23 protein-coding genes are annotated in these 26170 nt (G+C 68.4%); 12 read left to right on the plus strand and 11 right to left on the minus strand.

All coding sequences use genetic code 11. The annotated features are described in order from the left end of the window. Positions 1-114 precede the first annotated feature (114 nt). Both KHC24_RS25575 and KHC24_RS21350 read left to right on the plus strand, forming a co-directional pair. On the plus strand, positions 115-1617 hold the full coding sequence (locus KHC24_RS25575) for an extensin-like domain-containing protein (protein WP_213365494.1): 1503 nt from the start codon (positions 115-117) through the stop codon (positions 1615-1617). Between the two features lie 89 nt (positions 1618-1706). Then, positions 1707-3089, plus strand: coding sequence for an aspartate aminotransferase family protein (locus KHC24_RS21350; protein ID WP_213365497.1), 1383 nt, complete (start codon positions 1707-1709; stop codon positions 3087-3089). A 315-nt stretch (positions 3090-3404) separates the two neighbouring features. On the opposite strand, the gene KHC24_RS21355 is transcribed toward KHC24_RS21350, so the two are convergent. Further along, the gene (locus tag KHC24_RS21355) at positions 3405-4007 is read right to left on the minus strand and encodes a L,D-transpeptidase (RefSeq protein ID WP_246547399.1); all 603 of its coding nucleotides are present in this window, start codon (positions 4005-4007) and stop codon (positions 3405-3407) included. Between the two features lie 295 nt (positions 4008-4302). Here KHC24_RS21355 and KHC24_RS21360 point away from each other — a divergent pair, with 295 nt between their 5' ends. Beyond that, complete coding sequence (locus tag KHC24_RS21360; protein ID WP_213365499.1) at positions 4303-4530, plus strand: hypothetical protein; 228 nt, start codon at positions 4303-4305, stop codon at positions 4528-4530. A gap of 155 nt (positions 4531-4685) precedes the next feature. Then, positions 4686-5657 (plus strand): magnesium transporter CorA family protein, encoded by a 972-nt coding sequence (locus tag KHC24_RS21365; protein WP_213365501.1) that lies wholly within the window; start codon positions 4686-4688, stop codon positions 5655-5657. A 39-nt stretch (positions 5658-5696) separates the two neighbouring features. Here KHC24_RS21365 and KHC24_RS21370 read toward each other — a convergent pair whose 3' ends face one another. Continuing rightward, positions 5697-6443 (minus strand): SDR family NAD(P)-dependent oxidoreductase, encoded by a 747-nt coding sequence (locus KHC24_RS21370; RefSeq protein WP_213365504.1) that lies wholly within the window; start codon positions 6441-6443, stop codon positions 5697-5699. Positions 6444-6488: 45 nt separating this feature from the next. Beyond that, a complete protein-coding gene (gene pdxH, locus KHC24_RS21375) occupies positions 6489-7130 on the minus strand; it encodes a pyridoxamine 5'-phosphate oxidase (protein WP_213365507.1) in 642 nt (213 codons plus the stop codon). Positions 7131-7251: 121 nt separating this feature from the next. On the opposite strand from pdxH, the gene KHC24_RS21380 reads away from it, so the two are divergent. The 8 genes from KHC24_RS21380 to KHC24_RS21415 all read left to right on the plus strand — a co-directional run bounded on the left by KHC24_RS21380 (position 7252) and on the right by KHC24_RS21415 (position 14078). Beyond that, positions 7252-7665, plus strand: a complete 414-nt coding sequence (locus tag KHC24_RS21380; protein ID WP_271180525.1) for an RT0821/Lpp0805 family surface protein — start codon at positions 7252-7254, stop codon at positions 7663-7665. 206 nt (positions 7666-7871) lie between these two features. Continuing rightward, a complete protein-coding gene (locus KHC24_RS21385; protein WP_213365513.1) occupies positions 7872-8849 on the plus strand; it encodes a DnaJ C-terminal domain-containing protein in 978 nt (325 codons plus the stop codon). A gap of 157 nt (positions 8850-9006) precedes the next feature. Then, positions 9007-9804 (plus strand): enoyl-ACP reductase FabI, encoded by a 798-nt coding sequence (gene fabI / locus KHC24_RS21390; RefSeq protein WP_213365961.1) that lies wholly within the window; start codon positions 9007-9009, stop codon positions 9802-9804. A gap of 52 nt (positions 9805-9856) precedes the next feature. Then, complete coding sequence (locus KHC24_RS21395; protein ID WP_246547403.1) at positions 9857-10510, plus strand: hypothetical protein; 654 nt, start codon at positions 9857-9859, stop codon at positions 10508-10510. Then, the gene (locus KHC24_RS21400; protein WP_213365516.1) at positions 10507-11097 is read left to right on the plus strand and encodes a histidine phosphatase family protein; all 591 of its coding nucleotides are present in this window, start codon (positions 10507-10509) and stop codon (positions 11095-11097) included. Before KHC24_RS21395 ends, KHC24_RS21400 begins: the two co-directional genes overlap by 4 nt. A gap of 70 nt (positions 11098-11167) precedes the next feature. After that, positions 11168-12556: a leucyl aminopeptidase family protein gene (locus KHC24_RS21405; RefSeq protein WP_213365519.1), complete on the plus strand. Its 1389-nt coding sequence runs from the start codon at positions 11168-11170 to the stop codon at positions 12554-12556. A gap of 176 nt (positions 12557-12732) precedes the next feature. Continuing rightward, the gene (locus tag KHC24_RS21410; RefSeq protein ID WP_213365522.1) at positions 12733-13095 is read left to right on the plus strand and encodes a MarR family transcriptional regulator; all 363 of its coding nucleotides are present in this window, start codon (positions 12733-12735) and stop codon (positions 13093-13095) included. A 125-nt stretch (positions 13096-13220) separates the two neighbouring features. Next, positions 13221-14078: a C40 family peptidase gene (locus tag KHC24_RS21415; protein WP_213365525.1), complete on the plus strand. Its 858-nt coding sequence runs from the start codon at positions 13221-13223 to the stop codon at positions 14076-14078. Between the two features lie 405 nt (positions 14079-14483). Here KHC24_RS21415 and KHC24_RS21420 read toward each other — a convergent pair whose 3' ends face one another. From KHC24_RS21420 to KHC24_RS21455, 8 genes are all read right to left on the minus strand, one after another. Beyond that, positions 14484-16256: an alkaline phosphatase gene (locus KHC24_RS21420; RefSeq protein ID WP_213365528.1), complete on the minus strand. Its 1773-nt coding sequence runs from the start codon at positions 16254-16256 to the stop codon at positions 14484-14486. A 96-nt stretch (positions 16257-16352) separates the two neighbouring features. Continuing rightward, positions 16353-17006, minus strand: coding sequence for an NUDIX domain-containing protein (locus KHC24_RS21425; protein WP_213365531.1), 654 nt, complete (start codon positions 17004-17006; stop codon positions 16353-16355). After that, on the minus strand, positions 17003-18673 hold the full coding sequence (locus KHC24_RS21430) for an ABC transporter ATP-binding protein (RefSeq protein WP_213365534.1): 1671 nt from the start codon (positions 18671-18673) through the stop codon (positions 17003-17005). The genes KHC24_RS21425 and KHC24_RS21430 overlap by 4 nt, the downstream gene beginning before the upstream one ends. Continuing rightward, positions 18670-19818 (minus strand): ABC transporter permease, encoded by a 1149-nt coding sequence (locus tag KHC24_RS21435; RefSeq protein ID WP_213365537.1) that lies wholly within the window; start codon positions 19816-19818, stop codon positions 18670-18672. The genes KHC24_RS21430 and KHC24_RS21435 overlap by 4 nt, the downstream gene beginning before the upstream one ends. Before the next feature lie 3 nt (positions 19819-19821). After that, the gene (locus tag KHC24_RS21440; protein ID WP_213365540.1) at positions 19822-20931 is read right to left on the minus strand and encodes a microcin C ABC transporter permease YejB; all 1110 of its coding nucleotides are present in this window, start codon (positions 20929-20931) and stop codon (positions 19822-19824) included. 76 nt (positions 20932-21007) lie between these two features. After that, on the minus strand, positions 21008-23011 hold the full coding sequence (locus KHC24_RS21445; protein ID WP_213365542.1) for an extracellular solute-binding protein: 2004 nt from the start codon (positions 23009-23011) through the stop codon (positions 21008-21010). A gap of 143 nt (positions 23012-23154) precedes the next feature. Then, the gene (locus tag KHC24_RS21450; protein WP_213365967.1) at positions 23155-24978 is read right to left on the minus strand and encodes an extracellular solute-binding protein; all 1824 of its coding nucleotides are present in this window, start codon (positions 24976-24978) and stop codon (positions 23155-23157) included. 350 nt (positions 24979-25328) lie between these two features. Beyond that, entirely contained in the window at positions 25329-25871 is a 543-nt protein-coding gene (locus tag KHC24_RS21455) for a c-type cytochrome (protein WP_213365545.1), read from the minus strand. Positions 25872-26170: the final 299 nt, after the last annotated feature.

Raw genomic sequence — 26170 nt, forward strand, 5'->3', positions numbered from 1 at the left:
CCTCCAGGTGGATCGCGGGGCGAGGGAGCACCGAATAGCATGAAATCGAGGTGGCTCCCAACCACGCCCTTCCGGCTGATTCGCGTTTTGGCCGGGCTGGGAGGGCTGGGTCTCGTGCTCTCCGCCCCCCTCCCGGGGGCGCAGGCGCAGCAACTTGCGCAGGCCCAGGAATTGAAATCGAGCATCGATCGCGCCGGCAGCGCCGCCAGCCAGCAGATCGAGCAATGGCTCGGCGCCCCCGCTCCCAAGCCGGCGCGCAAGCCCCGTACCAAGCCGGCGACGGGCGCACGCTCGGCCGCCACCGTGCCGCTGCCGCCGCCGCGCCCGATCGACGAGCCTCCCGACGAAGCCGCCGAGGAGCCCGCCGCCGCTCCCGCCGGCCCAATCGCCAAACCCGCCGCCAAACCCGCCGTTCCCCCGCTATTCGCCGCCCGCCCGGCACAGCCGGCGGGGCCGGTGACGGAGCCGGTCGATGAGGAACCGGCGCTTGCCGAGGCGCCCGGAATCCCGCTGCCGCCCCAGCGCCCGGAACGCGTCGCACCGCTCACTCCCGCTCTGGCCGCGCAGATGCCGCGGCCGCCGGCGCGGCCGCGCATTGCCGCCGTCACGCCGCCCGCCGCCGGCGATGCCCGCCAATCCCCCTCCCCCGAGGCTTCCGAGCCCGAGGATGCCGAAACCGAAGCCGCAGAAACCGACGCCGCCGGTGTGCCGCTGCCGCCTCCCCGGCCGCAGGGGCGGACCCAGACGGCGATGCTGTCCCCCGCCGCTACCGCGCCCCCGCCGGGCGGATCGGCCCTCACCCCGCCGCCCGGCCCCCTCGCCGGCTGCCCGGAGCTGACCGTCGGCGACCTCGGCACCATCACAACTGCCGAGGTGAAGACGTCTCCGGCCTGTCGCATCGAACGCCCGGTCAGCCTCACCGGCATCAAGCTGAAGGACGGCCGCCTGATCCCGCTGGAACCGGCCGCGACGCTGCGCTGCGACATGGCGGCGGCAGTGGCGCGCTGGGTGCGCGAGGGCGTCGCCCCGGCCGTCGAGACGCTCGGCAGTCCGCTGGCGAAGATCCAGGTCGCCGATTCCTACTCCTGCCGCCCGCGCAACCGGGTCAAGGGGGCAAAGATCAGCGAGCACGGGTCCGGCAACGCCATGGACACCCGTGGCTACACGCTGATGGACGGGCGCAGCGTGCTGGTCGGCGGCTCCGGCGCGCAGGCAATGCCGCTCGCCTTTCAGGAGTTGCTGAAGGCCAGCGCCTGCGCCGATTTCATGACCATTCTCGGCCCCGGTTCGGACGGCTTCCACGAACTGCACCTGCATGTGGACCGCGCCGTACGGCGCAACAACATGGTGCTGTGCCGCTGGGCCATCGGTACCCGCCCCCCCGGCGCCCGGACGGAGACCGGCAAGAGCGAAGCCGACAAGCCCGGCAAAGCCCGCGCTGGAGATGCCAAGAGCAACGCCCCCGGCTCCGACGAATCCCCTGGCAACCCGTCCGCGGCCTCGCCTTCCCCGTCGCAGGAAACGGAACCCGGCGACGAGGAGAGCACGGACGCCGCAGAATCGGATGCGCCAGCGGCAAGTGCCGGAGCGGGACGCGGCGGCGGCGGACGCAAATAGCCGGGCTCGGCTCCGACCAAGGGCGCGCTTCCGGCCCCGGACGGCGCGCATTAGGCTAGCGCCGACTATCGGTCCCCCGGAGCACCCCCATGCTGACCAATCTTCAGGCTCGCGACGTCGAGACGCTGGTTCACCCCTATACCAACCTCGCCACCCTTCGCGACACCGGCCCGCTGATCCTCGAGCGCGGCCAGGGCGTGTGGGTGCACGACGTCGACGGCAAGCCCTATCTCGAAGGCATGGCCGGCCTCTGGTGCACCGCGCTTGGCTACGGCAACGAAGAACTGGTCGAGGCGGCGGCGACGCAGATGCGCAAGCTGCCCTTCACCCATATCTTCGGCGGCAAGAGCCACGACCCGGCGATCGAGCTGGCCGAGAAGCTGAAGGAGATGGCGCCGGTGCCGATCTCCAAGGTGTTCTTCACCAACTCCGGTTCCGAGGCCAACGACACCCAGATGAAGCTCGTCTGGTACATGAACAACGCCCTCGGCCGGCCGAACAAGAAGAAGATCATCTCGCGCATGCGCGCCTATCACGGCGTCACCATCGCCTCGGCCTCGCTCACCGGCCTCGCCGGCAACCACAATGATTTCGACCTGCCGATCGCTGGCGTGCGCCACACCACCTGCCCACATCACTACCGTCTCGCTTTGCCCGGCGAGAGCGAGGAGGATTTCGCCACCCGTCTCGCCGGGGATCTCGAGGCGCTGATCCTCGCCGAGGGGCCGGACACCGTGGCCGCCTTCATCGCCGAGCCGGTGATGGGCGCCGGCGGCGTCATCGTTCCGCCGAAGACCTACTACCCGAAGATCAAGGCGGTGCTGGACCGCTACGACGTCTTCTTCATCGGCGACGAGGTCATCACCGGATTCGGCCGGCTCGGCACCGCCTTCGGCTCGGAGGCGATGGAGATGCAGCCGGATTCGATCTCCATCGCCAAGGCGCTGTCCTCGGCCTACCAGCCGATCGGCGCGGTGATGATACCCGAGCGCATGTATGAGGCGATGCTGGAGGAAAGCCGCAAGCTCGGCTCCTTCGGCCATGGCTTCACCTATTCCGGCCATCCGGTGGCGGCGGCGGTGGCGCTGAAGACGCTGGAGATCTACGAGCGCGAAAGCGTGTTCGAGCGGGTGCGGGCGAAGATCCCGCAATTCGACGCCCGCCGCGCCGCGCTGGAGGATCACCCGCTGGTCGGCGAGGCGCGCGGCAAGGGCCTGGTGGCCGGCATCGAACTGGTCGCCGACAAGAAGACCAAGGCGCAGTTCGATCCCAAGCTGGGCATGGCGGCGAAGTGCGTGGCCTTTGCACAGGAAGAGGGTCTCATCGTGCGCAGCGTGTTCGGCGATGCGGTCACCATCTGCCCGCCGCTGGTCATTTCGCCGGCCGAGATCGACGAACTGTTCGACCGCCTGACCCGCGCGCTCGACAAGACGCTCGACTGGGCGGTGCGCGAGCAGCATCTGGCGGCGTGATCCCCGCCGCTGGCCGTCGCGCCGCCATGCCTCCGGGATGCTGATTCGGGAGGCATGTCTTCCGCCAGCACGAACGAAACACCGCCTTGCCGGTGGCGGCGGAGCCTGCCGCGTCGATGGCCCATCCCGGCGACGGTACGAAGCCGAGCCGCGCTCCCCGGTTTCGGCGTGCAGCTGATTCGGCCAATGGCATGCGGGAAACGGCGCGCCGGCACGGCCAGTTGCGGCCTCCTCCGTTCGCTGTCTCCTCCCGCAACGAAAAAGGGCGCCGCCGAAGCTGCGCCCTTTCCGAAATGTCGCTCGCCGTTGCGGCGGTCAGAGCACGACGACGTCGGCGCCCTGCGGAACCCGGGTGTAGAGGTCGATCACGTCCTCGTTCAGCATGCGGATGCAGCCGGAGGAGATCGCCTGCCCGATATATTCCGGCTGGTTGGTGCCGTGGATACGGAACAGCGTGTCCTTGTTGCCCTGGTAGAGATAAAGCGCGCGCGCACCCATCGGGTTATGCGGGCCGGGACCGACGAAATTCGGCACGCCGGCGATTCGCTCCTTGATCTCGGCGGTCGGCGTCCAGGTCGGCCATTCGGCCTTGCGGCCCACCTTGGCGTCGCCCTTGAAGGCCAAGCCCTCTTCGCCGACGGTCACGCCGTAGCGTATCGCCTTGCCGTCGCCCTCGACCAGATAGAGGAACTTCTTGTCGGTATCGACCACGATGGTGCCGGGCTTCTCGCCGCCGGTATAGTCGACGATGTGCCGCTGGTACATGTCCGGCGGAAGCACCTTCTGATACGGCGCCTTCGCCAGCAATTGCTTATCGCGGGGCGTCAGGGAAGCTTCCGGCGCCGGCGCCTTCACCGAATTACTGCAAGCACCCAAGCTAAGCGCGATGAGCACCACGCTCATCCCCCGCAATTTCATTTTCGAGTTCTCCGAAATCACTTGCCGCAGCGGCACGCATTACGCGCCGCTTCCTGTATTCGGGATAGCCGAACTTGGCTTCGCCTTGAAGGGGCCATGCGAGGGTCACATGTCGGTCGCGCGCGACTGTTGCCAAAAGGCCGCAGCTAGGTTGCAACGATTCAAATAGTTAACCAAAACCGCGACAAAATCCATGCACCTCTACCGACTCGCCGCGAATTGCTTAATTCTGACGCAGTCGTCGCCCAATTCGTTGGCAGTCGAACCCGTCACGGGCGATGCATAGGAGGATACCATGTCGGCCGAGGACCGCCGGGAACTCGAACCCGGTCGCGGGCGCTGGGAGCGTTCGCAGCAAAGCGCCCATTGGCGCGAAATCGGAATATCCGCTGTCGCCGCAGCCGCGCGCTACGCCGCCGCTCCACAGCCCCCGCTTGCCACGCCCGGTAGCAGCGTAGCTCCATCCGAGACGGCCGAGCCCAAGGTCGTCACGCTTCGGGACATCGAGTTCTTCGCGGCCTGACCCACACGGTCGCCTTGACCGTTCGCCGCCCCTCCCTTTCCCTTCGCCGCGATCCTGACCGCGACCCGCATCGGGGCGCGTGCCCTGACGCGCCGGCGGTTGTTGCCGCCGGCGGGAGAGAGTAAGGCTGGCCTGCACGCGGGCGGGGAGACACCATGATTCACGCCTATTGCCTGCGCGACGGCGCGCTCAGGCTCATCGAGGTGCCGGTCGGCGGCGACATGCCCGCCGACGCGGTCTGGATCGACCTGTTCGCCCCCAGCCCGACGGAAGACCGCTTTGTCGAGGCCGCGCTCGGCATCGCCATCCCCACCCATGAGGAAATGGCGGAGATCGAGCCCTCGAGCCGCCTCAGGGTGGAGAACGAGGCGCAGTACATGACCGGCTCGCTGGTGCTGGGCAGCGAGGGCGAGCGCCCCGGCCTGTCCGAAGTCACCTTCATTCTGTTCCGCAGCCGGCTGCTCACCGTGCGCTATGGCGAGTTCAAGGCCTTCAGCCTGGTCGTCGGCCAGTTGGAGCGGGGCTGCCCGGAAGGGCTGCGCGGCGACCAGATCTTCATGTCGCTGCTCGACGCCATCGTCGACCGCAGCGCCGATATCATCGAGCGGGTGGCGGTGGATATCGACCTGATCTCCCGCCGCATCTTCGAGCGCGACAACGGCCAGGGCAGCCAGCGCCATCGGGCGATCCTGCGGCAGATCGGCCGCAAGGGCGACCTTGCGTCGAAGGCGCGCGAGAGCCTCGTCTCCATGGCGCGCATCGTCACCTTCCTCACCGCCGAGGGCGAGGCACGCAAGCCTGGCAAGGAGCAGCGCGCGGCGCTCAAGAGCCTGCAGCGCGACATTTCCTCCCTGACCAACCATGTGTCCTATCTCGGCGACAAGATCACCTTCCTGCTCGATGCCACGCTGGGCATGGTGTCGATCGAGCAGAACAACATCATCAAGATCTTCGCGGTGCTGTCGGTGGTGTTCATGCCGCCGACGCTGATCGCCTCGATCTACGGCATGAACTTCGAATACATGCCGGAGCTCGCCGACCACTGGGGCTATCCGGTGGCCCTGCTCGCCATGCTCGCCGCCGCCATCGGGCCCTACTGGTTCTTCAAGTGGAAGCGCTGGCTGTAGCGCACCGGCATCGCGGGGCCGGGGCCGGCCCCGCCGCGGTCAGACGTGCTGGCCGCCATTGATGTGGATTTCCGCCCCGTTGAGATAGGACGAGGTGTCGGTGCACAGCACATAGATGATCTTCGCCACCTCGTCGGGGGTGCCGAGCCGCTGCATCGGAATCTGCTCGACGATCTTCTCGGTACCCGGCGACAGGATCGAGGTGTCGATCTCGCCGGGGGCGATGGCGTTCACCCGCACCCCCAGCCGGCCGAAATCGGCCGCCATCTCGCGCGTCAGCCCGACCAGCGCCGCCTTCGAGGTCGAATAGGCCGCCCCGGCGAAGGGATGCACCCGCGAGCCGGCGATGGAGGTGACGTTCACCACCGCGCCATGGGTACGCTTAAGTTCCTCCAGCAGCCCCCGCGCGAGCAGGATCGGCGCGAAGAAATTGACCTGGAACACCTTGCGCCAGGTCTCCTCCGGCGTGTCGAGGGTGCCGAGCCGCGCCCCGCCCTGCCCCTTGGGCGAGATGCCGGCATTGTTGACGAGGGCGTGCAGCTGCCCGTCCGGCAGCCGGCTCCTGATCTCCTCGACGGCGCGGCGGGTATCGGCCTCGTCGCCGAGGTCGACCTGGATATGGTCCTCCGGCCCCATCTCCCACGGGCAATTCTCCGGGAAGGCGTGGCGCGAACAGGTGATGACCCGCCACCCGGCCGCCGAGAATCGCTTCACGGTGGCATGGCCGATCCCGCGCGAGGCGCCGGTCAGCAAAAGGGTGCGGCGGGGCTGGTTGGTGCCCGACATGATGAACCTTGTCTGGTGGATCGCGTGTTGGGAGACAGGTCTAGCTCAAGGATAGAGGCGTGTCTTGATCCATGACAGGCCTTCGCTGCCGCCCGCACCGTCCTCCTGCCGGCGGAACATGATGCGATCGTGCAGCCGGAACGGCCGGTCGTGCCAGAACTCGATCTGCACCGGCCGGATGCGGAAGCCGGTCCAGTGCGCCGGGCGCGGCACGCTGCCGAGCGCATATTGCGCCGTCACCTTGGCGATCGCCGTCTCCAGCGCGAAGCGCCCCTCGAGCGGGCGCGATTGCTGGCTCGCCCAGGCGCCGATCTGCGACAGGCGCGGGCGGGTGGCGAAATAGGCGTCGGCCTCGGTGTCGCTCACCTGCTCCACCGGCCCGCGCACCCGGATCTGCCGGCGCAGCGATTTCCAGTGGAACACCGCCGCCGCCTTCATGTTGCCGGCGAGCTCGCGCCCCTTGGCGCTGCCGGTATTGGTAAAGAACACGAAGCCGCGGGCATCGCGGGCGTTGAGCAGCACCATCCGCACGTCGGGCAGGCCGTCCGCGTCGACGGTGGCGATCGCCATGGCGTGCGGATCGTTCGGCTCGCTCGCCTGCGCCTCGGCAAACCACGCCTCGAACAGGGCAAAGGGCTCGTCGGCCGCGGTAAAATCACCGGCTGTTAACGGTTCTTGCGTATTCATGGCTTCATCAGTGGCGCAGGACCGGGGGCGGCCCATGGTGACAACTATCGGGCGGGCAGCGGCGGCGGATGACGTGTTCGGCCGTCGCCCCCCATATAGTCGGCGGTGGATCTCCCGCCCAGTGCTTTTCCGCCTCCTCGCTTTGCTCCCTTCGGCGGCGCTCGCCGGCTGCGGCGCGCTGGCGCCGGGCCTCGACGGCACCATCACCGGATCGATCGCCCCAACCCCGGCTCCGGTCTCGACCAGCGAGCCGGTGCCGAGCGGCGTGACGCCGGATGACTGGATCGCCGCCCGCCGGGCGCTGGCCGAGGCGCTCGCCGCCCGCGACGCCGCCCCGAGCGTGCCGTGGGAGAACACCGCCACGGCGACGCGCGGCACCGTCACGCCGATCGCCGGCAAGGATGACAGCAAGTGCCGCAGCTTCCTGGTAAGCTTCGTGCGGGCGGACAATGAGGATTGGCTGCAGGGCGAGGCCTGCCGCACCGCGTCGCGCGGCTGGCGCATCGGCCAGGCGCGGATGCTGGAGCGCGGCTGACGGGCCGGGCGGCGATCGGCGCATCCGACGCGGCACAAGGCGATCGGCCGACTCTGCCTCGGAGGTGGAAATCGGCGCGGATCAACGGTTTTGCGGGGATTAAGGCGGATATCCGCCGCCAACGACGCTTCTGACCGTTGCATCGGCGCAACACCGGCTCCATATGAGAGCGTAAGCCCGGAACCGCCGGCCGAGAAGACCTATCCATGCGCGATCCCTATGACATCCTTGGCGTCGCCCGCAGCGCCGACCAAACCGAGGTCAAGCGTGCTTTCAGGCGCCTCGCCAAGAAGCTGCACCCCGACGCCAACGCCTCCGATCCGAAGGCGCAGGAGAAGTTCGCCGAACTGAACGGCGCCTACGAGATCCTGTCCGACACCGAGAAGCGCGGCCAGTTCGACCGTGGCGAGATCGATGCCGAGGGCAAGCCCCGCGGCTTCGAGGGCTTCGGCGGCGGCGGTGGCGGCTTCCGGCGCAGCGGCTTCCGCCGCGCGTCCGACGACGACAGCATCTTCGAGAGCTTTTCCTTCGGCCAGGGCGGCGGTCAGGCCGGTGGCGGTCGCGCCGGCATGCATGATGCCGGCGGGTTCGACGACGTCATCTCCGACATTCTCGGCGGCATGGGTCGCGGTGGCCGCTCCGGCCGGCGCGGCTCGTCGGCCGGCTTCGAGCCGCCGCGCGGCAGCGACATCGACATCCGCCTGCCGGTGCCGCTGGAAACCGCGGTGGCCGGCGGCCCGGTCAAGGTGACGCTGCCCGACGGCCGCTCGGTCGAGGTCAAGATTCCGCCGCGCACCGTCGAGGGTTTCCGCATGCGCCTCAAGGGCCAGGGCGAGCCCAGCGCCTTTGGCGGCACGCCCGGCGACGCCTATGTGGTGGTCGCCTATGCCCCGCACCGCCAGTTCCGCGTCGACGGCGCCGATCTGCGCATCGACGTGCCGGTGCCGCTGGCCGAGGCGGTGCTCGGCGGCAAGGTGCGGGTGGCCACTCTCACCGGCTCGGTGGAGCTGAACGTGCCGGCCTGGACCAGTTCGGGGCGCACGTTCCGCTTGCGCGGCAAGGGGTTGCCGGTCGGCGAGACCGGCGATGGCGACATCCTCGCCACCCTGCGCATCATGCTGCCCGAGAAGCCGGACCCGGAACTCGAGGCGCTGATGCGCCGCTACGCCGGCAAGGAAGGCTGAATCGACGGGGCTGGCCGCGTCTCGGGCAGACCCGCCCTGCTTCCGGCTCGCTTGAGCACTCCCCGCCGCTGTGCGATAGGAACCTCTCGCCGCACGGCGTTGAATTGGGTTTACGGAGCATGGCGTGACGGAGCAGGGCAGAGTGTCGGCCGGTTTGATGAGCGGCAAGCGCGGCCTGGTGATGGGAGTGGCCAATAACCGCTCCATTGCCTGGGGCATTGCGAAGGCCGCGCATATGCAGGGGGCGAAGCTCGCCTTTACCTATCAGGGCGAGCCGCTGAGGAAGCGCGTCGAACCGCTGGCCGCCGAGCTTGACGCCATCCTCGTCGGCCATTGCGACGTCACCGATCCGGCGACCATCGACGCGGTGTTCGCCGAGACCGAGCGCCAGTTCGGCGGCCTCGACTTCCTGGTCCACGCCATCGCCTTCTCCGACAAGAACGAGCTCGACGGTCGCTATGTCGATACGTCGGCGGAGAACTTCAGTAAGACCATGCTGATCTCCTGCTACAGCTTCACCGCCGTCGCCCAGCGCGCCGAGAAGCTGATGACCAATGGCGGCTCGATGCTGACGCTGACCTATTACGGTGCCGAGAAGTGGATGCCGCACTACAATGTGATGGGCGTCGCCAAGGCCGCCCTCGAGGCCAGCGTGCGCTATCTTGCCGCTGATCTCGGCCCGAAGAACATCCGCGTCAACGCCATTTCCGCCGGGCCGATCAAGACCCTCGCCGCCTCCGGCATCGGCGACTTCCGCTATATTCTCAAGTGGAACGAGCTGAACGCGCCGCTGCGCCGCACCGTCACTATCGACGAGGTGGGGGGCACCGGCATGTATCTGCTCTCCGATCTCGGTCGCGCCGTCACCGGCGAGATTCATCATGTCGATGCCGGCTACCATGTGGTCGGCATGAAGAATCCCGAGGCGCCGGACCTGACTCTCGAGCGCGACTGACGCCGAACGGTTTCCGGCACCAAGCGGCTTCCAGGACCAACAGGAGACGGCGATGATCAAGGCTCCCGGCGGCAGACAAGGCAGCATGCGCGGCACACTCCGCGGTACCCTCCGCCTCGCCGTGGCCGCCCTGCTGCTTGCGGGCATCGGCCCGGCGGCCCTGCCGGCCTCGGCCGAGACCGCCATCACCGTCTACCCGCCGCCGGGCTCCGGCCTGCCGCCGGACTGGGCGACGCCGGGCTCGCCGAACCAGGACAGCGGCCTCCCGCCCAGCTTCCAGCAATACCCGTTCTGGAATCGCATTTTCGGGGGTGGCGGCGCCATTTTCCCCGGCTACACGTCGCCCACCAGCAATGACAGCAGCTATCAGCGCCTCGCGCTGCTCACCGGCGGCGGCTCCGGCCGCGTCGTCTTCGCCGCCGGCATGGCCGACACGCTCTGCCAGCCGGCCGACGCGCCGACCATCACCATCCTTGGCGCCCCGCGGGGCGTGAACCTCACCACCGACTACGGCGCCTTCACCGCGACCGGCAACGACGCGGGCTCGACCTATTGCCGGGGACGCAACATTCGCGGCACCCGTGTCGTGCTGGCCGGCCGGCCACCGCGCGGCGGCGGCAGCGTGACGGTCCGCGTCGCCTGGCCGCGCGTCGGCCGCAATGGCGGCACCAGCTACACCCACACCGTGTCCCTCCCGTCGCGATGACCAAGCGGCGCATCTTCCTCGTCCGGCATGGCGAGACCGACTGGAACCTCGCCGGCCGCCTGCAGGGCGGCCACGACATTCCGCTCAACGATCTCGGCTGCGAGCAGGCCGCCAGCCTCGCCCGCGTCATCGAGCGGCTGGCCGGCCAGGTGGCGCCGCTGGACTATGTCGCCAGCCCGCTGTCCCGCGCCGCCCAGACCATGGCGATCCTGCGCGCCGAACTCGGGCTGTCGCCCGACGATTTCCGCCGCGAGCCGCGGCTCAAGGAAATCTCCTTCGGCCGCTGGGAAGGCAATACCTGGACCGAGCTGCGCCGGCGCGACCCGCAAGCGGTCGCCGACCATCGCGCCGATCCCTGGCGCTACCGCCCGCCGGGCGGCGAGAGCTATTCCGATCTCTCGGCCCGGGTGATGGCGGCGCTGGCCGATATCACCCGCGACGCCGTCGTCGTCACCCATGGCGGCGTGGTGCGGGCGATGCTGCACGCGCTCACCGGCATGCCGGCGCAGGAAGCCGTGTTCCTGCCGGTGCGCCAGGGCGCCGTCTATCTGATCGAGGACGGTGCCTTCGAGCTCGCCGTCGCCTGACGGCCGGCGGGCGCGGGCATCGGGACATGCAGTCGGGGCCGAAGGGCCAAAGCCGGAGATCGAGGAAGACATGCCGCAGGACGCCCACACCGTGCTGATCCGTGCCGAAGCCGCCGACCAGCCGCGCCCGATCTGGTGCGTCACCGCTCAGGACTGGCGCAAGGCTGCCGGCGAATTGCCGCCGATCGCCGTCGCCTTTGCCGAGGCGACGGGCTTCCGCGCCGAGCCGGGCAAGGTGCTGGTGGTGCCGGATTCTTCCGGCGCCATCGCCGGCGTGCTGTTCGGCGTCGAGGCAACCCCGCGCGATCCGCTCGCCTTCGGCAAGCTCGCCACCACGCTGCCGGCCGGCGACTATCGGCTGGCGAGCGGCGCGGCCGATCCGCGCCTGGCCGCCCTCGCCTTCGCGCTCGGCGGCTACCGTTTCGAGCGCTACCGCAGCCGCAATGCCCCGCGCCCGCGCCTCGTGGTTCCCGAGGGCGTCGACGAGGCGGCGCTGATCCGCACCGTCGAAGCAGTGGCGCTCGCCCGCGACCTCGTCAATACCCCGGCCAACGACATGGGACCGGCGGAGCTCGAAGCCGCAGCCCGCGCGCTCGCCGCCCGCCACGGCGCCGCCATCGAGGTGACTGGCGGCGACGACCTTCTCGCCGCCAATTTGCCGATGATCCACGCCGTGGGCCGCGCCAGCCCGCGCAGCCCCCGCCTCATCGACCTCGCCTGGGGCGAAGCCGACGCCCCCAAGGTGACGCTGGTCGGCAAGGGCGTCTGCTTCGACACCGGCGGCCTCGACATCAAGCCCTCGAGCGGCATGCTGCTGATGAAGAAGGACATGGGCGGCGCCGCCAGCGCCCTTGGCCTCGCGCATATGATCATGGCCCGCAAGCTGCCCGTCCGCCTGCGGGTGCTGGTCCCGGCGGTGGAGAACGCCATTGACGGCTCTGCCTTCCGCCCCGGCGACATATTGCGCTCGCGCAAGGGCCTGTCGGTGGAGATCGGCAACACCGACGCCGAAGGGCGGCTGGTGCTCGCCGACGCGCTGTCCCTCGCCGATGAGGAGGCGCCGGAGCTGATGATCGACTTCGCGACGCTCACCGGCGCCGCCCGCGTCGCCCTCGGCCCGCAGCTCCCCCCGGCCTATACCGATGACGAAAGGCTGGCCGCCGACCTCGCCCGCCACGCGGCGAGCGAGGCCGATCCGCTGTGGCGCCTGCCGCTGTGGCAGCCCTATGCCGGCATGCTCGACAGCCCGATCGCCGACATCAACAACGCCCCCGGCAGCGGCTTTGCCGGCTCCATCACCGCGGCGCTGTTCCTCCAGCGCTTCGTCGAGCGCGCCGGCGCCTGGCTGCATCTCGACATCTATGCCTGGAACCCGTCCTCCCGCCCCGCCCGGCCGGAAGGCGGCGAGGCGCAGACGATCCGCGCCCTCGACGCGCTGCTGGCCGAGCGCTACGGCTGACGTTGGGGTATCATGGTAGCCAGGCACCGGCCGCCATCGACCCGAATGGCCCGGCGAAAACGCGAAAGTGATGGCGCGTTAAGCCTTTGCGCAAGGTTTCCTTGCTGTTCCGCCGCTGGAATGCGAGAACAATCCGTCGCCGTAACGATTGCGGCCGGCCGGGCGGAGGCGGTGGAATGGCGGTCGAGATGCGCGCCTCGCAGGCGCTGCGCCTGCTGCACGAGCTGGCGCTGGCGCAGGTGCGCGACCAGGTGCGCGACGAGGCGCCGGATCTGTCCCAGCGCCAGCTCGCCATCCTGCTCAGCGTCTATCTGGAGAGCCCGCCGCATACGGTGCGCGGCCTCGCCGCCCGCCTCGGCGTCACCAAGCCGGTGATCACCCGCGCCCTCGACACCATGGGCGCCCGCAAGCTGCTGTCGCGGCGTCGCGACGAGGCCGACCGGCGCAACGTCATCGTCCAGCGCACTGTGGAGGGCGCGCTCTATCTCGAAAGGCTCGGCGACCTCGTGGTCGCCACCGCCCGCTCCCTGCCGCGCTAGAACATGTTGAATCCACGTCGCTTTTCGATCAGGCGACGCCAACGGGGCGCAAAGCGATCTGACGCCGCGCTTGCATCCCGCCGCCGGCAGGCGCATCTGAAACGGCTCCCCGCTCATCACGGCCCATGCGCATGAACGCCCTCGACCCCCGCCTCACCCCCGCCCGCCCCGATCTTGCCGCCGCGCATCTGCGCGGGGCGGTGGAAGCCGCTGATTATGTCGAGGGCACGCCGTACCGCGTGGTGCGCGAGCGCGCCGGCGTCACCCGCGCTCCCGATCCGATGGCGCCGCTCACCACCGAGGCGCTGTTCGGCGAGACCGTCACCGTCTATGAGGCGACCGAGGAAGGCTGGGCCTGGGTGCAGCTCGACGCCGACGGCTATGTCGGCTGGATGGCGCTGGAGGCACTGGCCCCGCCCGGTGCGCCGGCGACCCACAAGGTGGCGGCGCTGCGCACCCCGGTCTTCCCCGGCCCCAGCATAAAGCTGCCGCCCACCGCCCTGCTCTCCTTCGGCGCGCGGCTCTCCATCGCCGGCGCCCGCGACCGCTTCCTGGTGACGGCCGAGGGCGGCTACATCTTCGCCGACCATCTCGCCCCGCTCGATCGGTTCGAGACCGATCCGGTCGATGTCGCCGCCCGCTTCCTCGGCGCCGCCTATCTGTGGGGCGGGCGCTCCAGCCTCGGCCTCGATTGCTCGGGGCTGGTGCAGGCGGCGCTCGCTGCCCGCGGCATTGCCTGCCCGCGCGACAGCGACATGCAGGAAGCCGCGCTCGGCCACGACATCGGCTTTGCCGGCGACATTGCCAGCCTGCAACGCGGCGACCTGGTATTCTGGCCCGGCCATGTCGGCATCGTCGAGAATGGCGAGACGCTGCTGCACGCCACCGCGCATTTCATGTCGGTGGTGCGCGAGCCGCTCGACGCCACCCTCGCCCGCATCGAGGCGGCGAGTGCTCCGGTGCGCACGGTGAAGCGGCTCTGAGATAGCGGCGCCGCAGGGAATAGGTGCGCGAATATCAGTCCCGGAAGCCATCGGTCCCCGGAAGCCCATCAGCCCGAACGCAATCCCCCCGGAGTGGACAACCTGTCCCCTCTCCCCGTCGGGGAGAAGGCTGGGGTGAGGGGTCTTCGAGGCTTCCCAATCGCGTCCCACCACCGACCCGCTGCGCGGGCCACCTCTCCCCCATGGGGAGAGGACAGGAAAGCGCCCCCGAGCCCATCGTCTTCCCGGATCGGCAACCGCGGAACCGGATCACGGCTCTGACGGCGCGGCCACTGCGGTACTCTCCCGGCGGACGCCGGGCCCCGGAAAACCAACGCCCGGCCCGCGCGAAGCGGACCGGGCGTCGTCATTCGCATCAGCCGCGGGGACAGCCCCCGCCCGGCCTCACTGCGCGGAAGCGCGCTTGCTCGGCGCGCCGAACGCCAGCGCCTCGGCGATCACGCGATAGACGTCGCTTTCTTCCATATAGCCGTGGAAGCCTTCCGAGCCGGGACCGGTGGCCTGCAGCACGATGTCATCAACCGCATGCACGCCGCTGTCGCCGTCGCGCGGGATGTTGCCGATGCGCAGCACCGCGCCGGGCACGTCCTTGTACTGCTCGTTGGCGACATACTTCTTCTCGGCGTTCTGCACCGCCGGCACGAAGGGGCCGTCGAGCTTCGGGCGGAAGGTCTCGTAATAATCGGGGTAGTTGTTGGCGAAGATGGCGAGGCGCTTCGACACGTCGATGCGGTCGGGGAAGCCGTCGCCATTCTTGTCTTCATAGTTCGGGAAGCCGGCCTCGGCATAGGTGCCGACCTTCTCGCGCATGTCGGTGCCCGGCTTGTCGTCGTCGATGGTGCCGATCACCGAGACGCCATGCGCATGATCGCCGGTGACGACGATCAGCGTGTCCGGGTTGTTCTTGGCGAATTCGCGGGCGAGGCCGATGGCCTGGTCGAACTCGATGGTCTCCACCACCGCGCGGTCCCAGTCGAGCGGGTGGGACATCTTGTCGATCGAGGCGCCCTCGACCATCAGCACGAAACCTTCCGGGTTCTTCGACAACGCGTCGAGCGCCACGCGCGTCATGTCGACCAGGCCCGGCTGGTCGGGGAACTTGCCGACGGTGCCCTTCTTCAGCTGGTTGCGGTCGAGCCAGGTGTCCATGTTGCCGGGGTGGAACACGCCGAAGATCTTGCCGGAGTTCGACTTGGCCGCCTGGTCCAGCTCGGCCTTGGTGGTGGCGAGCTGGTAGCCGTCGGCCTTGAACAGCTCGACGAAGTTCTTGTCGTCCTTGCGCTTGGAACCGGGGGTCGACTGCGGGATGAAATAGGCGCCGCCGCCGCCGAGCACCACGTCCGGGCGGACGTCGTACAGCATCTGCGCGATCTCGGCCTTGTCGGCGCGCTTGCGGGTGTGCGCGACCACCGCGGCCGGGGTGGCGTCCTGCAATTCGGCGGTGGAGACGATGCCCAGCGCCTTGTTGCCGGTGCGGCGCACCGCTTCGCCCAGCACTTCGACCTTCGGGTCGTCGAAGCTGTCCTTGGTGCGGTCGGCATAGACGCCGATGGCGTTGATGGCGCTCTTGTGGCCGGTCATGTAGGCCGACATGGAATTGGCGCTGTCCACCGCGATCGAATCGGTCGACGAGGTGCCGATGAACGCCATGCGGTCCATATAGTCCATGTTCAGCTTGCCGTTGGCCTTACCTTCGGTATTGCCCTTCGACATGATGCGGGCGGCGGTGCGGTGCGCCACCGACATGCCGTCGCCGAGGAAGAATATGACGTTCTTCGCCTTGGGCTGCGCCGGGGTGCCATAGACCTCCCAGGTCACCGTCTTGGTCTTGCCGGCGGCGCTCGCCTCGACCTTGTAGCTGCCGGGGGTGGCGATGGTGATGCCGCGCAGGACCAGCGCCGACGCCTCGACGCCGGGCTCCTTCTCGACGAAGCTCGCTTCCTTGCCGAGCACCTTCTTGTAGTCCTCGCCATTGATGGTGATCTTCACATCTTCCGGCTTCACGACGCCGTCGAACTCCACCTTGAAGTCGAAGGGCGAGCCCTGGAGGATGGTGGCGCGGTCGAGCGGATAGACCGTCTCGGCGAAGGCCGCGCCGGACAGCACGGTCGAGGAGAGAAGGGCGAGGCTGGCGGCAGCCAGCAAGGTCTTGCGCATGAGGGGTCTCCGCTTCGGACATGCGGCACGGCCGCGGATCGGAAGAACCCTCTATGCAGCTTCAATGTCACGCCGGTGACAGTGTCGGATGCGGCGTTATTTTGCCGGCATATGTTCGGTGGCGAAAACCTCCGCCCGCGCGCGGTTGAGCGCGAACCATTGCAGCGCCGCCAGCACGAAGACGTTGCCGATCAGCCCTGGCGCCGGCGTGGTCAGCGCCGCCATCGCCTCGGCGACCGGCAGCAGAAACGGCCTCGTATGCTCGGCCTCGCCCGGCTCCCCCGCCTCTTCCGGCACATGGGCGGCATCGACCAGCGCCAGGAACAGTTCGGCATGCTCGTCGGTAACGCCCGGCGTCGGCATGAAGCTCAGCATCGGCAGCAGCGCCGCCGGCGCGACGCCGAGCTCTTCATGGCATTCGCGCCGCGCCGCGACCTCGGCCGTCTCACCCGCCTCGATCCGCCCGGCGGCGATCTCCACCAGCTCGCCCCGCCCGGTCGCCAGATGCGCCGGCAGGCGGAACTGCCGGATCAGCGCAAATACGCCGGCGGCCGGGTCCCAGGCCAGCACCCCCACCACCGGCCCGACCCGCAAAATGTCGCGCACCTGCGTCAGCGGTGCGCCGCCGGCGCCGGTCAGCGTCACGGTGAAGCGCTCATAGGGCCGGAAGCCGTCGCCAATGGCGGCCGGGCCTTCCAGCGTCACCGGCACCGCCCGGTCGCCGAGCGGCCCGGGCCGCGCACGGCTCACGCCGGAGCCCCGCCGGCCGGCGCAGCGGCGGCCGCTCCCGGCGCCTCCTCCAGATGGAAGGCGGCGGCGAACAGCGCCCGCGTATAGGGCGTCTTCGGGTCGGCGAACATCGGCGCCGCCTCGCCCTGCTCCACCACCTCGCCATGGCGCATGACGATCAGCCGCGAGGCGAGCGCCGCCACCACCTTGAGATCGTGGCTGATGAACATGTAGGTGAGGCCGCGCCGCTGCTGCAACTCGCGCAGCAGGTCGACGATCTGCGCCTGCACGATCATGTCGAGCGCGCTGGTCGGCTCGTCCAGCACCACGAAGGTCGGCTCCAGCACGATGGCGCGGGCGATGGCGACGCGCTGGCGCTGGCCGCCGGAGAATTCGTGCGGGTAGCGGTGCCGACTCTCGGGATCGAGCCCGACATCGCCGAGCGCCTCCACCACCCGGGCGTCGCGGGCGTCGGCGGAAAGCTCCGGCTGGTGCACCCGCAGCCCCTCGCCGATGATGTCGGCGATCGACATGCGCGGGGAGAGCGAGCCGAACGGGTCCTGGAACACGATCTGCATGTCGTGGCGATGGGTCCGCATGTCCTTGAAGCCCAGCGTATCGATCTGGGACCCCATGAACACGATCGGTCCGTCGGAGGAGATCAGCCGCAGCAAGGCCAATCCAAGCGTGGTCTTGCCCGAACCGCTCTCGCCGACCACGCCCAGCGTCTCGCCCTTGCGGATGGCGACCGAGACGCCGTTCACCGCCTTGACGTGGCCGACGGTCTTGCGCAGCAGCCCGGCCTTGATCGGGAACCACACTTTGAGGTCCTTCGCCTCCATGATCAGCTCGGCGTCGGGCTGCGCCGCCGCCGGCGCGCCCGAGGGCTGGGCGGCGATCAGCTGGCGGGTATAGGGATGCTGGGGCGTGTCGAACACCTCGCCCACCGTCCCCTCCTCGACGATCTTGCCCTTGTTCATCACGCAGATGCGGTCGGCGATGCGCCTGACGATGCCGAGGTCGTGGGTGATGAACAGCAAGGTCATGCCCAGCCGCGCCTGCAATTGCTTCAGCAGCGCGAGGATCTGCGCCTGCACGGTAACGTCGAGCGCGGTGGTCGGCTCGTCGGCGATCAGCAGCTTCGGCTCATTGGCCAGCGCCATGGCGATCATCACCCGCTGGCGCTGCCCGCCGGAGAGCTGGTGCGGATAGGAGCCGAGCCGCGTCTCCGGTTCGGCGATGCCGACCTCGTTCAGCAGCTCGATCACCCGCTTGCGCGCCGCGCTGCCCGATATGCCGCGATGCAGCGACAGGATCTCGGCGATCTGCTGCTCCACCGTGTGCAGCGGGTTCAGCGAGGTCATCGGCTCCTGGAACACCATGGTGATGTCGTTGCCGCGTACCTTGCGCAGCTGCCGCTCGCTCATCGCCAGCAGGTCCTGCCCCTCGAACATCACCCGGCCGGAGGGATGCGAGGCGGCGGGATACTGCAAGAGCTTGAGGATGGAGAGCGCGGTCACCGATTTGCCAGAACCGCTCTCGCCGACCAGCGCCAGCGTCTCGCCGCGCTTCAGCGCGAACGACACATGGTCGACCGCGACCGCCGAGGTGCCGCCCTCGCGAGCAAAGGCGACGGAGAGATCCTCGACCGAGAGCAGGGGGGCGTCGGAGGCTGACGTCGCGCTCATGTGAAGGTCTTCCGCGGGTCGAAGGCGTCGCGCACCGCTTCGCCGATGAAGATCAGCAGGCTCAGCATGAAGGCGACGGTGAAGAAGCCGGTCAGCCCCAGCCATGGCGCCTGCACGTTCGACTTGCCCTGCGCCAGCAACTCGCCGAGCGAGGGCGAGCCGGGCGGCAGGCCGAAGCCGAGGAAGTCGAGCGCGGTCAGCGTCATCACCGAGGAGGAGACGATGAACGGCATCATGGTCAGCGTCGCCACCATGGCGTTGGGCAGCATGTGCCGCCACATGATGACGCCGTTCGACACGCCGAGCGCCCGCGCCGCCTGCACATATTCGAAATTGCGCGCCCGCAGGAATTCGGCGCGCACCAGCCCGACCAGCGCCACCCAGGAGAACAGCAGCAAGATGCCGAGCAGGATCCAGAAGCCCGGCGCCAGGATCGAGGAGATGATGAGCAGCAGATACAGCGCCGGGATCGCCGTCCAGATCTCGATGAAGCGCTGGAACAACAGGTCGGTCCAGCCGCCGAAATAGCCCTGCACCGCGCCGGCCGCCACCCCGATCGCCGAGGAAATGATGGTGAGCGTCAGCCCGAACAGCACCGAGAGCCGGAAACCGTAGATCAGCCGCGCCAGCACGTCGCGGCCCTGGTCGTCGGTGCCGAGCCAGTTCCATTCCAGCGCACCGCAGCCCCCGGTACGGCCGAGCTTTTCCACCACCGGCGCGCATTGCGCCTCGGTGAGCATCCAGGTCGGCGGCGAGGGTGCCGGGGTCGGCAGGTCGAGATTATGCGTCGAGTAGCTGTAGCGGATCGGCGGCCACACCATGTAGCCGCCGGACTCGGCGATCAGCTTCTGCAGATAGGGGTCGCGATAATCGGCCTCGGTCTCGAAGTCGCCGCCGAAATCGGTCTCGGGATAGGCCTTGAAGGCCGGGAAGTAATAGCCGCCGTCATATACGACCAGAAACGGCTTGTCGTTGGCGATGAACTCGGCGCCGAGGCTCATCACGAACAGCACCATGAACAGCCAGAAGCTCCAGAAGCCGCGGCGGTTGCGGCGGAAATTGGCGAGCCGCCGCTGGTTGATCGGCGACAGCCGCGACCGCTCGGTGGTCGGCGGCAGGAGGGGCTGGGAGGTCGAGGCGTCCATGGCTCAGACGTCCCGCGTCTCGAAGTCGATGCGGGGATCGACCCAGCTATAGGTGAGGTCGGAGAGCAGATTTACGAACAGCCCGACCAGCGAGAAGATGTAGAGATTGGCGAACACCACCGGATAGTCGCGGTTGAGCACGCTCTCGAAGCCGAGCAGTCCCAGCCCGTCGAGCGAGAAGATGGTCTCGATCAGCAGCGAGCCGGAAAAGAACGCCCCGACAAAGGCGCCGGGAAAGCCGGCGATGATGATCAGCATGGCGTTGCGGAACACGTGGCGGTAGAGCACCGAGCGCTCAGACAGCCCCTTCATCCGCGCGGTGACGACATATTGCTTCCTGATCTCGTCGAGGAACGAGTTCTTGGTCAGCAGCGCCATGGTGGCGAAGGCGCCCAGCACCATGGAGGTGATCGGCAGCACCAGGTGCCAGAAATAATCGAGAATCTTGGCCCCGAGCGACAGCTGGTCCCAATTGTCGGAGGTCAGGCCGCGCAGCGGGAAGATCGAGAAGAACGAGCCGCCGGCGAAGACGATGATCAAGAGGATGGCGAACAGGAAGCTCGGTATCGCATAGCCGATGATGATCACCGCCGAGGTCCACACGTCGAAGCGCGAGCCGTCGCGCACCGCCTTGGCGATGCCCAGCGGGATGGAGATCGCATAGGTGATCAGCATCATCCACAGGCCGAGCGAGATCGAGACCGGCATCTTCTCCTTGATGAGGTCGATCACCGAGATGTCGCGGAAATAGCTGCGGCCGAAATCGAAGCGGGCATAGTCCCACAGCATCTTGCCGAAGCGCTCATGCGCCGGCTTGTCGAAGCCGAACTGCACCTCCAGCTGCTTGATGAAGGCTGGGTCGAGCCCCTGCGCGCCGCGATATTTCGAGGAGGCCGGATCGCTCGATCCCGCGCCGCTGCCGCCGCCGCCGCCGAAATCGCCGCCGCCGCCGGAAATGCGCTGGGTGGCGGAGGAGCCTTCGCCGGTCAGCTGCGCGATCACCCGCTCAATAGGGCCGCCGGGCGCGAACTGCACCACCACGAAGGAGATAAGCATGATGCCGATGAGGGTCGGCACCATCAGCGCGATGCGGCGGACGATATAGGCGAGCATGCGGGGAGCGAACCTCCGAGGTTGCGCACAGGGTGGCGGGCGGCGGCCCGCCGGTCAACTTAACGTCCGTTCATCCTCACCCCGCCTTCCTCAGCCGCGCCGACCAGATGGCGGGGATGGCGCGGTCATAGGCCGGGCGCGGCGCGGCGGGCCAGGCGAACTCGTCCCAATAGGCGATGCGGTGCACGCCGGAATACCATTGCGGCACCCAGAAGCGGTCGAAGCGCAGCCGCCGGTCCAGCACCCGGCAGGCGGTGGTCAGCTCGTCGCGCGAATTGGCGGCGATGACAAGGTCGATCAGCCGGTCGATGGCGGGGTCGGCGAGGCCGGACAAATTGGACGAGCCCGGCGTCGCCGCCGCCTTGGAGCCGAAGAAGCTGCGCAGCGATTCCCCCGGCACCGAGGTGAGCGAATAGCGCCGCACCGTGGCGTCGAAATCGAAGTCGTTGAGCCGGCGCTGATACTGTGCCGGGTCCACCACCCGGAAATTCGCCGCGATGCCAAGCACATGCAGGTTCTTGATGAACGGCGCGGTGTGGCGCTCCAGCGAGCCCTCATCGTCGAGGAACTCGATGGTGACCGCCCGCCCCTGCTTGTCGGTGAGCCGCCCGTCCTTCACCGTGAACCCCGCCTCGCGCAGCAGCGCGCTGGCCTTGCGCAGCAGCGTCCGGTCCTGCCCCGAGCCGTCGGAGACCGGCGGCGACCACGGCGTGCCCTTCAGAGCGGCGATTTCCTCCGCCGGCACGATATCGGCCAGCGTGTCGATCAGCGCCGCTTCCGCCGGCCCGGCTTGGCCTTGCGCCTTCAGCGGCGAGTTCTCGAAGAAGGAGTGCGTGCGCTTATAGGCGCCATACATCAAATTGGTGTTGGTCCATTCGAAGTCGAAGGCATAGGCGAGTGCCTCGCGCAGCTTCGGATCGGCGAATTGCGGCCGGCGGATGTTGAGGAACCAGCCCTGCGCGCCTCCGGGGGTGCCGTCGGGCAGTTCCTCGCGCTTCACCCGCCCGTCCCGCATGGCGGGAAAATCATAGCCGGTCGCCCAGCTGCGCGAGGTGAACTCCTCGCGGAAGCGGTAGGCACCGGCCTTGAACGCCTCGAAGCCGACCTCGCGGTCACGGAAATACTCGTAGCGGACGGTGTCGAAATTATCGACGCCGACATTCACCGGCAGTCCGGCGCCCCAATAGTCGGCGACGCGGGCATATTCGACATAGCGGCCGGATTCGAAGCGCCCGACCTTGTAGGAGCCGGAGCCGAGCGGCGGTTCCAGCGTCGATTCCTCGAAATTCTTCTCCGCATAATAGGCGCGCGAGAAGATCGGCAGCTGCGCGGCAAGCAGCGGCACGTCGCGCGCCCGCCCCTTGGCGAAGCGCACCACCGCGATGTCGGCGCCCTCGGCCTCGGCGCCTTCCATCTCGCGCAGGCTCTGCTGGATGATCGGGTGGCCCTTGGTCTTGAGCAGGTTCAGCGAAAAGGCGACGTCCTCGGCATCCAGCGTCGAGCCGTCATGGAAGCGCGCCTGCGGCCGCAGGCGGAAGCGGTAGAGCGTGCCGTCCTCGCTCACCGCCACCGAGCGGGCGACAAGTCCGTAGATGGCGTCCGGCTCGTCGAGCGCCCGCGCCATCAGCGTGTCGAAGGTCAGCTCGATGCCCTGCGCCGCATCGCCCTTCAGGATGTAGCCGTTGAAGGAATTGAAGGTCTGCAGCGCCTGATTGTAGTAGGCGACCGGCCCCATATGCGAGAATGCCCCGCCCCGGACCGCCGCGGGATCGACATAGGCGAAATGCGCGAAGTCGGCCGGGTATTTCAGGTCGCCGAAGGCCGAGAGCCCGTGCAGCTCGCCGGCCGGCAACGCCGCCGCGCCGGCCGCGGGAGCCGGAGCGGCGGGGCTCTGCGCGAGGCCGCGGCGCGGCTGGGCGAGGAATGCACCGGCGCCAGCCGCCAGCCCGAGCAACGCCCGGCGCGAAAGCCGAAAGCCGTCATGAACCGAAACGTCGCCGTCCCGGATGTCGGGCGGACTTATCCTCTCCCCGTTGGGGAGAGGTGGCCCGCGCAGCGGGTCGGTGAGGGGGGACGACATCGGGAAGCGTCGAGCCCCCTCACCCCATCTCTCTCCGCCAAACTCGGCTGTTGCCGAGTTTGGCCCTTCAAGAGACCGAACTCGGCAACAGCCGCGTTCGGTGCGGGGAGAACACTCGCTCCATCCGTTCCAGCGAGGCCCTCTCACGGCGCCCCTCCCGTCGTCGCCGCCTTCTGCGCATCCCACCACCAGATGTCGGGAAAGGCGAAGGAATATTCCGGCAGCTTGTCGGGATGCGAGAACCGATTCCACCGCGCGGTGCGGTAGTTCGGATAGTTCCAGGTCGGGATTACGAAATCATAGGCGAGCAGCACCCGGTCGAGCGCATGGGTGGCGGCCACCAGCTCCTCGCGGTCCTTGGCGTAGATCACCTTCTCGATCAGCGCGTCGATGCCGGGATCCTTGATGCCGGCATAATTGGCCGAGCCCTCGCGATCCGCCGCCGCCGAACCCCAGAAGTCGCGCTGCTCGTTGCCCGGCGACAGCGATTGCCCCCAGCCGGAGATGATCATGTCGAAATCGCGGGCCCGCAGCCGGTTGATATATTGCGAGGTGTCGACCTGACGGACGTTGACCGTGATGCCGAGCCGCTCCAGCGCCGGCTTGTAGAACAGCGCCACCCGCTCGAAGGCCGGGTTGGCAATCAGGATCTCGATGGTGAAGGGCTCGCCCTTGGCGTTGACCAGCTTGCGGTCCTTGACCGTGTAGCCGGCCTCCTTCAGCAGCCGCGCCGCCTCGCGCAGATTGCTGCGGCGCTCCTCCTCCCCGCCCTGCGGCGGGTTCTGGTAGGGGGTGGTGAACACGCCGGCGGGAATCTTGTCCTTCACGCTCTCCAGTATGGCGAGCTCGCGCCCCTGCGGCAGGCCGGAGGAAGCCAGCTCGGTATTCTGGAAATAGCTGGAGGTCCGCTTGTACTGGCCGAAGAACAGGGTGCGGTTCATGCCCTCGAAATCCAGCGCATAGTCGAGCGCCTTGCGCACCCGCTGGTCCTGGAACTTGGGCCGCCGCAGATTGGGGATGAAGGCCTGCATCTGGCCGGAAGCCCGGTTGGCGAACTCCTCCAGGATCACCTTGCCCTGCTTCACCGCCGGAAAGTCGTAGGCGGTGGCCCAGTCCTTGGCCGAGCTCTCGATGCGGAAGTCGTACTGGTCGCCCTTGAAGGCCTCCAGTTCCACCGTGTCGTCGCGGAAATATTCGAAGCGCTGCTCGTCGAAATTATTGGTGCCGATGTTCACCGGCAGATCCTTGCCCCAATAGTCCTTCACCCGCTCGAAGGAGATCGAGCGGCCGGGCACCACCTGCTTCACCTTGTAGGGGCCGGAGCCGAGCGGCACTTCCAGCGTGCCCTGGGAGATGTCGCGCGGCTTGCCGCTGGCGTCGGTGCCGGTCCACCAGTGCCTGGGCATGATGCGCAGCTGCCCGACGATCTGCGGCAATTCGCGGTTGCCGGCCTGGTCGAAGGTGAAGGTCACCTCGTCGTCGCCGGTCTTCGCCGCCGATTTGACGTGGCTGTAATAGAACGCCTGGCGCGGGTTGTTCTTGATCGTCTGCTCGAAGGACCACACCACGTCGTCGGCGGTGATCTTCTGGCCGTCATGCCATTTCGCCTCCGGCCGCAGCTTGTAGGTGACGGAGGCGAAGTCGTCGGGATAGCGCACGCTTTCGGCGATCAGCCCGTATTCGGTCGCCACCTCGTCGGCGGCGGGAGCCATCAGCGTGTCGTAGATCAGCGACAGCCCGGCGGCGGGATTGCCGCGCGGGATGGTGTCGTTGAGCGAATCGAAGGTGCCGGAGGCGGACAGCCTCAGCAGCCCGCCCTTGGGGGCGTCCGGGTTCACATAATCGAAGCGCTTGAAGTCGGCCGGGTATTTCGGCTGCCCGAGCAGGGAGAGGCCGTGGCGCCATTGCGGCTCGGCCTGCGCCGGGCCGGGACCGCCGAAGGTGCCGATGACGAGCGCGGCGCCCATCAGCGCCAGGGCCAGCCGGCGCGACGGGCGGGCGAAAGCCGAAGCGACATGGATCGGGTTAGCCTGGACCGAGGCAATCTGGACCGGGGCAATCTGGACCGGGATGACACTGACCGGGGTAAATCGGCGATCGACCATGCGGCGCACTTCCTTGTTCGAGCCTCTGTGCGGCGGACGGGCCGGCGCACCGGGCAGGCCGGCACAGCCTACCTCCGGCGAGGCGACTATGAACGGTGACGTTCGGAAAACAATAAGGCCGGAAGCGCGCTGCGCCTCCGGCCTGACGTGATCGTGAAGCAATTCACAAGCAATTCCGAAGCGTCTGGCGCCGGAAGCCGCCGATGCGGGGCTCAGGGCGCCGCCGGGATCGCCTGCGGGCTGTGCGACAGCGAGTTGAGATAGACCAGCAGGTCGGCGCGCTCGGTTTCCTTGGCGATGCCGGCGAAGCCCATGGCCGTGCCGGGAATGTCGCCCTTGGGATTCTTCAGGAAGGCGTTCAGCTCCTCGAAGGTCCAGGTGCCGCCATGCGCCTTCAGCGCCGCGGAATAGGCGAAGCCCTCGGCGCTGGCCACCGGACGGCCGACCACCGCGTAGAGGTCCGGGCCGACCTTGGCGCCGGCGCCCTCGACGAAATTGTGGCAGGCGGCGCACTTCTTGGCGACCGCGGCCCCCTTCTCGACGCTGGCCTTGGGCAGCAGTTCGGCGATCGGCACGTCGGCGGGCGCGGCGGCCTGGGCGGCACCGCCGCCGCCTTCGGGAATGGCGATCTCGAAACCGGGCTTCTCCGGCGCGTGCGACGTGAACAGGATGCCCGAAAACACGTTCAGACCCAGCGTGAAAGTCAGCACGCCGAGCACGGCGCCGGCGATCTTGTTCAGCTCGAAGCTGTCCATATGTAGTTCCGCTCCCTCGACCGACACGGCGATCCATCCGGCTGGATCGCCGCTGCCCGCGCGTAATGTAACAGCCGCTTTGCACGGCCGCCAACGGCGGGCGGAACTAATCATTTTGACCGTGGGCGTGCAACCCGTATAAGCGCGCCGGCGGTGCTACGTTTCGCCACCGTCCGCGCCTCTCCGGGTCAGCGCCCTCATCGCGCAAGTCTCTGGAACTGCTGATATTTCGCGTGCATCTTGCCTGTAGGGCAGGTGCGCGCGGCGCCCGCCCGGCATTCCCGCCCGGCGCGCGGCCG

It is taken from the genome of Ancylobacter defluvii (genome assembly GCF_018390605.1).
Lineage (GTDB): Bacteria > Pseudomonadota > Alphaproteobacteria > Rhizobiales > Xanthobacteraceae > Ancylobacter > Ancylobacter defluvii.